Source organism: Kitasatospora sp. NPDC093558 (assembly GCF_040683475.1).
Taxonomy (GTDB): Bacteria; Actinomycetota; Actinomycetes; order Streptomycetales; family Streptomycetaceae; genus Kitasatospora.
In genome coordinates this window covers 1-5,691 of sequence record NZ_JBFBDY010000412.1, presented here as the reverse complement: position 1 = coordinate 5,691, position 5,691 = coordinate 1, and the positions used below count along the sequence as shown (strand labels likewise).

2 protein-coding genes are annotated in these 5,691 nt (G+C 76.5%); one reads left to right on the top strand and one right to left on the bottom strand.

Translation table 11 applies throughout. The annotated features are described in order from the left end of the window. Positions 1-1,446 (bottom strand): S8 family serine peptidase (locus AB0O00_RS27765; protein WP_363656272.1); only part of this gene is annotated, 1,446 nt, incomplete at its 3' end. A gap of 172 nt (positions 1,447-1,618) precedes the next feature. On the opposite strand from AB0O00_RS27765, the gene AB0O00_RS27760 reads away from it, so the two are divergent. Then, positions 1,619-5,691: ATP-dependent helicase (locus tag AB0O00_RS27760; RefSeq protein WP_363656270.1), on the top strand; the 4,073-nt coding region annotated here is incomplete at its 3' end.

Sequence of the window (5,691 nt, the reverse complement as noted above, 5' to 3'; positions counted from 1 at the left end):
CGAGCTCGGCTGGTTCTCCGAGTACGGCACCGAGCAGACCCGCCCGTTCCGCGCGTCCGGGTCCCCGCCGGGCGCGGCCAGCGAGACCCTGCCGCGCCCGTAGTTGGAGTAGGAGGACGGGCGGCCGTCCCGGTTGACGGCGGTGACGGTGACGACGCCCGGCAGTTCGCCGGGCAGCCGGATGCACTCGGTGCCCAGGCGGCGGGACTGCGCGGGGCCGGAGACCCGGTCGTTCGGGCTGCGCTCGTCCGTCCTGGCCGCGCCGAGGTCCTGCCCGTCGTTGCCCGCCGAGGCGACCACGACGGCGCCCTTGCGCTGGGCGTAGGCGGCGGCCCGGCCGACGGCGGCGACCAGTGCGGCCTGGTCGCGGTCCTCCGGGCAGTTGTACTTCCACGGGTCGGCGAAGTAGCTGTTGTTGATCGCCCTGGCGCCGTGGTCGGCGGCCCAGAGCATGCCGCACACGATGTTCTCCGCGTAGTACTGGCCGAGCGGCCCGAGCAGCCGCACGGCGGCGATCCGCACGCCCGGCGCGACCCCGGTGACGCCCCGGCCGTCCCGCATGGCGCCGACGATCCCGGCGACGTGGGTGCCGTGGCCGCTCTCGCCGACTCCGGGGTCGGGCCGCCACGAGCCGCTGCGTGGGTCGGGTCGGCCGTCGGCGCAGGAGGCCGAGGCCCTCGGGTCGACGGCGGCCCTGAGGTCGGGGTGGGTGTCGTCGACGCCGGAGTCGAGCACCGCCACGAGCACCTTGTGCAGCGCGTCCGGCGTCGGCCCGGCCGCGGCGGCGGGCCCGCCGGGCGCGGCGGTCGCGTCGCCGGCCCGGGCGCCGGGCGCGCCGAGCATGGCGAGGTTCCATGCGTCGCGCTCACCGGGGTCGGGCACGGTGAGGGTGGTGTCCTCCTGCCGCTCGGACAGTTCGGCGGTGTCGGTCCCCCCGGCCCGTTGCGCCCCACCGGCCCGCTCCACCCCACCCGTCTGTTGCGCCCCACCAGCCCGCTCCGCCCCGCCGGCCCGGTCCGCGCTGCTGCGCCCGGCGCGCTCGGTGCCCGCCGCGAAGTCCCCGGCGCCGTCGAGCGGCCGCGGCGGGCCGACCACGGGCGCGGTGCGGGTGGCCCCGACGGCGGCGATCCCGGGCCTGGCCCGCACCTTGTCCGCGAAGCCGCCGGCCGCGTACGCCAGCACGGCCCCGATCTGCGGGTACTCCTCGACCACCTGCCCGCCCGCCGCGCGGGTCTCCGCCCCGGCCCGGGCCGCGCCGGCGGCGTCGTCCCGCTCGGCCAGCACCAGGTAGCTGAGGTAGGCCCGGCCGTTCCCGGACACGTACGGCACGGCGCCGCCCACTACGAGCGCGGTGAGCAGCATCGCGAACAGGGCCCGGACTGGCCCGCGGACCCGGCGGCGGGCGGCGCGGGCGGGACCGGTTCCGGACGGGTGCACCTGCGCCATCGCACGGTCTCCGCTCGTCGGTCCCGCGGGCTCGCGGGTGATCATGGCCCTGAATCATCACCATATGAGCGGATTGTCTTTTTTGCTCCTTTAACTACACCGCCTCACCGCACCCCTCGGGCGCCCGCCCGCCACACCCCCGGTTGTCGGTCCCACCCGGCACCATGGGGGCATGGCGCCCCAGCAGCAGACCCCACCGGACGGCCCGTCGGACGGCCGGACGGACGGACCGCCGGCCGACCCGCTGGCCGGATTCGCCCCGGCCACCCGGGCCTGGTTCACGGGCGCCTTCCCCGCGCCCACCACCGCCCAGGCGGAGGCCTGGCGCGCCATCGGCCGGGGGACGGACGTCCTCGTCGTCGCCCCCACCGGCTCCGGCAAGACGCTCGCCGCGTTCCTCTCCGCGCTGGACCGGCTGAGCAGCACCCCGCCCCCCGCCGAGACCAAGCGCCGCTGCCGGGTCCTCTACGTCTCGCCGCTCAAGGCCCTCGCCGTGGACGTCGAGCGCAACCTCCGCGCCCCGCTCACCGGGCTGCACCAGGCCGCCGTCCGGCGCGGCCTGCCCGAGCCGGACATCCAGGTCGCCATCCGCTCCGGCGACACCCCCGCCGCCGACCGCCGGCGCTTCGCGACCCACCCGCCGGACATCCTGATCACCACCCCCGAGTCGCTGTTCCTGCTGCTCACCTCGGCCTCCCGGGAGGCGCTGCGCGGCATCGACACGGTGATCCTCGACGAGGTCCACGCGGTCGCCGGCACCAAGCGCGGCGCGCACCTCGCGCTCAGCCTGGAGCGCCTGGACGAGCTGCTGGACCGCCCGGCCCGCCGGATCGGCCTGTCCGCCACCGTCCGCCCGGTCGAGGAGGTGGCCCGCTTCCTCAGCCCGCAGCGCGGCGCCGTCGTCGTCCAGCCCGCCGCCGCCAAGGAGTTCGACCTCTCGGTCGTCGTCCCCGTCCCCGACCTGGACGACCTGCCCGCCGCCCCCGCCACCGGCGGGTCCTCGGACAGCGATCCGCAGCGCCAAGCCTCGATCTGGCCGCACGTCGAGGAGCGGATCGTCGACCTCGTCCAGGCGCACCGCTCGACCATCGTCTTCGCCAACTCCCGCCGCCTCGCCGAGCGCCTGTGCAACCGGCTGAACGAGATCGCCCACGAGCGCGCCACCGGCGCCGCCGCCCCCGAGGCGCACGCCCCGGCCCAGCTGATGGGCGGCTCCGGCGCGGCCAGGGGCGTCCCGCCGGTCCTCGCCCGGGCCCACCACGGCTCCGTCTCCAAGGAACAACGGTCACTGGTCGAGGAGGAGTTGAAGGCCGGCCGGCTGCCCGCCGTGGTCGCCACCTCCAGCCTGGAACTGGGCATCGACATGGGCGCCGTCGAGCTGGTCGTCCAGGTCGAGTCCCCGCCCTCGGTCGCCTCCGGCCTCCAGCGGGTCGGCCGGGCCGGCCACCAGGTCGGCGCCGTCTCCACCGGCGTCTTCTTCCCCAAGTACCGCGGGGACCTCGTCCAGTCCGCGGTGGTCACCGAACGCATGCGGGCCGGCCGGATCGAGGCCCTGCGCGTCCCGCGCAACCCGCTGGACGTCCTCGCCCAGCAGCTCGTCGCCATGACGGCGCTGGACACCTGGCCGGTGGACGACCTGCTCGCCGTGGTCCGCCGCGCCGCGCCGTTCGCCTCCCTCCCGCAGTCCGCCTTCGACGCGGTGCTCGACATGCTCGCGGGCCGCTACCCCTCGGACGCCTTCGCCGAGCTGCGCCCCCGCCTGGTCTGGGACCGCGTCGCCGGCACCGTCACCGGCCGCCCCGGCGCCCAGCGCCTCGCCGTCACCTCCGGCGGCACCATCCCCGACCGCGGCCTGTTCGGCGTCTTCATCGCCGGCACCGACCCGAAAAAGGGCGGCGGTCGCGTCGGCGAGCTCGACGAGGAGATGGTCTACGAGTCCCGCGTGGGCGACGTCTTCACCCTCGGCACCACGTCCTGGCGGATCGAGGAGATCACCCACGACAAGGTCCTCGTCACGCCCGCCCCCGGCGTCCCGGGCCGGCTCCCGTTCTGGAAGGGCGACACCCTCGGCCGCCCGCTCGAACTCGGCCGCGCCCTCGGCGCGTTCACCCGCGAACTGGGCGCGCTCGACCCCGCGGCCGCCACCGAGCGCCTCAAGCGGGCCGGCCTGGACGACTGGGCCGCCGGCAACCTGCTCGACTACCTCGCCGAACAGCGCACCGCCTGCGGCCACCTCCCGGACGACCGCACGATCGTCGTCGAGCGCTTCCGCGACGAACTCGGCGACTGGCGGATCGTCATCCACTCCCCCTTCGGCGCCCAGGTGCACGCCCCCTGGGCCCTCGCCCTCGGCGCCCGGCTGCGCGAGAAGCACGGCCTCGACCCGCAGGTCATGCACGCCGACGACGGCATCGTGCTCCGCCTCCCCGACGCGGACCTGCTCGCCCCCGACTTCGATTTCAGCAGCCCCTCCGGCCTTTCGCACGCGACCACTTCGGGCGACGACGCCCCGGTCGGCGCCGACGCCGCCCTCTTCGACCCCGGCGAGATCGAACAGCTCGTCACCGACCAGGTCGGCGGCTCCGCCCTGTTCGCCTCCCGCTTCCGCGAGTGCGCGGGACGCGCCCTGCTGCTCCCCCGGCGCAACCCCGGCCGCCGCACACCGCTCTGGCAGCAGCGCCAGCGCGCCGCCCAACTCCTCGAAGTCGCCTCCGAGTACGGCTCCTTCCCGATCGTCCTGGAGGCCGTCCGGGAGTGCCTCCAGGACGTCTTCGACGTGCCAGGACTGGTCGAGCTGATGGGCGACCTCGAATCCCGCGCCGTCCGCCTGGTCGAGGTCACCACCCCCGAGCCCTCCCCGTTCGCCCGTTCCCTGCTCTTCGGCTACGTCGCCCAGTTCCTCTACGAGGGCGACTCCCCGCTCGCCGAGCGCCGCGCCGCTGCCCTGTCGCTCGACTCCCGGCTGCTCTCCGAGCTCCTCGGCCAGGCCGAACTGCGCGAACTGCTCGACCCGCAGGTCCTCGCCGAGCTGGAGGCCGAGCTCCAGCGCCTCACCCCCGAGCGCCGGATCAAGGACGCCGAGGGCGTCGCCGACGCGCTGCGCCTGCTCGGCCCGCTCAGCGAGGCCGAGCTCACCGCGCGCGGCGCCGAACCGCTCTGGGCCCTGGAGTTGGAGGCCGCCCGCCGGGTCATCCAGGTGCGGATCGCCGGCGAGCAGCGCTGGGCCGCCATCGAGGACGCCGGACGGCTGCGCGACGCCCTCGGCACCCCGCTGCCGGTCGGCGTCCCCGAGGCCTTCACCGAACCGGTCAAGGACCCCCTCGGCGACCTCCTCGCCCGGCACGCCCGCACCCACGGCCCGTTCACCGCCGCCGAGGCCGCCGCCCGCCTCGGCCTCGGCACCGCCGTCGTCACCGGCGTCCTGCACCGCCTCACCGCCACCGGCCGCCTCGTCCAGGGCGAATTCCTCCCACCCGCCGCCCGCCACCACCCTTCTTCGGAAGCGCTTCGCGCTGCACCTCTTGAAGGCCACACCGCCACCGTCGAGTGGTGCGACGCCGAGGTCCTGCGCCGCCTGCGCCGCCGCTCCCTGGCCGCCCTGCGCCAGGAGGTCGAGCCCGTCCCGCCGCGCGCCCTGGCCGCCTTCCTCCCCCAGTGGCAGCACCTCGCCGGCCACCGCCTGCGCGGCGCCGACGGCCTGCTCCGGGTGGTCGAACAGCTCCAGGGCACCGCCCTGCCCGCCTCCGCCCTGGAGAAGCTGATCCTCCCGGCCCGCCTCGCCGACTTCTCCCCCGGCCTGCTCGACGAGCTGATGGCGGCCGGCGAGCTCGGCTGGTGCGGCGCCGGCGCCCTGCCCGGCAAGGACGGCTGGATCAGCCTCCACCTGGCCGAGAACGCCCACCTGCTGCGCCCCGAGCCCGTCCCGCCCGCCGTCACCCCGCTGCACGGCGCCCTGATGACGGCCCTCACCGGCGGCTACGGCCTGTTCTTCCGCCAGCTGGTCGAGCGGCTCCGCGCCGACGGCGACGAGACCCCCGAACCCGAGGTCGTCGAGGCCCTGTGGGACCTCGTCTGGGCCGGCTACGTCAGCAACGACACCCTCGCCCCGCTGCGCGCCCTGCTCGGCTCCGGCCGGACGGCGGGCGCCACCGCCCACCGCGCGCCGAGGGCCACGCCCCGCGGCCGCTACGGCGGCGCCGGCCGCGCCTTCGGCCGGGCGGGCGGCGCCCTGCGCAGCGGCCCGCC